Annotated in this window: 4 protein-coding genes and 1 tRNA gene; 4 read left to right on the top strand and 1 reads right to left on the bottom strand. The window is 68.4% G+C overall.

The window, feature by feature from the left end; genetic code table 11:
• Positions 1–163: 163 nt before the first annotated feature.
• The 4 genes from ABZ281_RS46795 (at position 164) to ABZ281_RS46780 (ending at position 1,653) form a co-directional block, all read left to right on the top strand.
• Positions 164–236, top strand: a tRNA-Cys gene (locus ABZ281_RS46795).
• Positions 237–345: 109 nt separating this feature from the next.
• A complete protein-coding gene (locus ABZ281_RS46790) occupies positions 346–576 on the top strand; it encodes a hypothetical protein (protein WP_356664647.1) in 231 nt (76 codons plus the stop codon).
• 374 nt (positions 577–950) lie between these two features.
• On the top strand, positions 951–1,226 hold the full coding sequence (locus tag ABZ281_RS46785; RefSeq protein ID WP_356664645.1) for a hypothetical protein: 276 nt from the start codon (positions 951–953) through the stop codon (positions 1,224–1,226).
• A gap of 106 nt (positions 1,227–1,332) precedes the next feature.
• Positions 1,333–1,653 (top strand): hypothetical protein, encoded by a 321-nt coding sequence (locus ABZ281_RS46780; RefSeq protein WP_356664643.1) that lies wholly within the window; start codon positions 1,333–1,335, stop codon positions 1,651–1,653.
• On the opposite strand, the gene ABZ281_RS46775 is transcribed toward ABZ281_RS46780, so the two are convergent.
• Complete coding sequence (locus ABZ281_RS46775) at positions 1,612–2,178, bottom strand: hypothetical protein (RefSeq protein ID WP_356664641.1); 567 nt, start codon at positions 2,176–2,178, stop codon at positions 1,612–1,614. The two genes, ABZ281_RS46780 and ABZ281_RS46775, sit on opposite strands and share 42 nt — an antisense overlap.
• Positions 2,179–2,194: the final 16 nt, after the last annotated feature.

The raw sequence follows: 2,194 nt of genomic DNA, 5'->3' as shown, positions 1-2,194 counted from the left end.
GGAGGGCCGCCCGTGCCCACCACAGCCCGGCCCCAGGCTCCCAGACCCCCTCCACCCGGGGGCCCGGGGCCGGGCCCTCAGATCCCCGAACGGGAGTAACTCCCCCACGGTCGGGCCCCGTCAAGTGACGGAGGACCGACCACTGCTCCACGGCCGGGCCGGGGGTGCGGTAGCTCAACAGCAGAGAGCCCGCCCGCAAGGCGGAGATACAGGATGGAGACCTGTCCGCGCCCCCACCCCAGACCCTGAGCAGCCCCTGAGCACCGGAGTCCCACGCCGCTGGCCACGCCCCCTCCACAGCGGCCCGGGGCCGGACCCAACCACCACCAAGGAGCAGCACCTGATATGGGCACAACCCTTGCTGTCCTGTCGGCTGAGCACATCGGAAAGCTGGTAGAGGTCGACGATTCGCTCATGGTCGACTCCCAGACCGTGCTCTACACCGCCACCCGACGTGTGCGACTCCTCGACTTTCAGCAGCTCAACGGCGCCACGCGCCTTCTTGACGGGCGCGTTCCGCAGTGGCCGGCCTGGATCGAGTGGGCCGACTGGCGCACGTTTCGCGTATTGCACTAACCCGGCTAACCCCCACATCCCCTTCCGCTGGGGGTTGGGGCCGGCTATCAGGCCGGACAGGCTCCTGTAGCTCAGCAATGGACAGAGCGGCCGTAAAACGGAACGGCGTCATGGTGAGAGGTTGCGGATGCACCGGGACCGGGCCCTGGCCAGCCAAAAGCTCCAGGGTTGGGGAACCTCAACCCCCGGCAGGGAAGCGCGTTGTCCAAACTCACCTACTTGGCGCGGGTTCGAATCCCGTCAGGAGCACCACAGCCCTCACAAGCAAGGCAAAACGGTCTGGCCCATCGGGCCCGACAGCGGCCCCCGCACCCCTTTTCGCCGGGGCCGGACCGGGCTACTCAGAGCACCACAAGGACCGAGAGGCCGCAGGAATGACATTCGAAGAATGGGCCGAGCGCCTGGACAGGGTCTACATGGACGGGTCCCGCCACGACTGGCTTGACGAGGATAAGACAGCGTGGGAGGAAGCCATCCGCGAGATGTCGGCCGAGTTCCCCCACGTCACCATCACGTGGATGGATCCGAAGTGTGGCTGCTGCACCTTGGACGACCCGGCGCTGCTCGCCTTCGACGACCCGCGGGGTCCGGGCGGATTCGAGCTGCTCTACCCGACCTTTCGCCCGACACACACCTACTACCTGGGCTAACGCCACCGAGCGCGCCCACGCTGAGTCACCGCCCAAACCGGGCCTGCAGAAGTCGGACCCGGCTCCATGCGGACGTGGTGTCCGCAATCAAGTTTGAGGAGAACCTGTGTCCCAGGACAACAGCACAGTGAGCCGTCAGGAATTCATGGACGAGCTACGCGAGCAGTGGGAAACGCAGCCGACTGAGCAGTACGAGTTCCTCGGGCTGACTGGCATCTATTACAACGACTGGCTGGAGCACCGCCACGGCTGGCCGGTCGACGCAGCTGGCAACTGCCGCGTCCATTCGGAGCTGGAGGAGTTCCTGGCAACAGACTGCACGGTCTGCTCGACCCTGATCAAGCTGTACGAGGAGAGCGCGGTGGGGGTTCGGTCGGCGGGGCGGTCAGAGGGCGGTGCGACGGGCGAAGGCGGTGAGACCCGGTAGGTCCGGCCGGCGTGCGGCGACTTCGGTCGTCAGCGCGCGCACCGAAGGGCGGCGGGCCTCCAGCGGTGCGGCCCGTTCTACGAGTTGTAGTTGGGCGAACGCGGTCGGCACGTCGTCGGCCGCCAGCAGGGCGCGGGCGGTGTCGGTCGCCGCGCGGGCTCGGCGCTCAGGCGTGGGCAGCACGGCCGGCTCCAGGTTCGCGGCGTACGCCAGGGCGCGGTCGATGTCGCCGAGCTTCTGGTGGATCCCGACCCGGTACAGCGTGCACTGCGCCGGCGACAGGTCCCCGCGTGCCGGTCCCCTCCTGCGGTCGTGGAGGAGGCGGGCCGCGGTCTGTTCGGCCAGGGACGCGAACTGCTCGGCGGCGGAGGGCATGCGGGCTTGGGCGGCGGTGTACGCGGCGGTCAGGGCCACCATGCCGACCGCGTCCAGGACGCCCTCGGATGGCCGGGGGCCGGCGTCCAGCTCATCGTGTGCTTCCTCGAGCAGTTGCAGGGCCTTGTCCGGCGACCAGATGCTGTCCATCGAACACCTCTATCAG

Source organism: Streptomyces sp. NPDC006265, from assembly GCF_040613555.1.
In the GTDB taxonomy this organism is placed as follows: domain Bacteria; phylum Actinomycetota; class Actinomycetes; order Streptomycetales; family Streptomycetaceae; genus Streptomyces.
The sequence above is the reverse complement of the archived record's forward strand: the minus strand, read 5'-3'. Positions and strand labels throughout refer to the sequence as shown.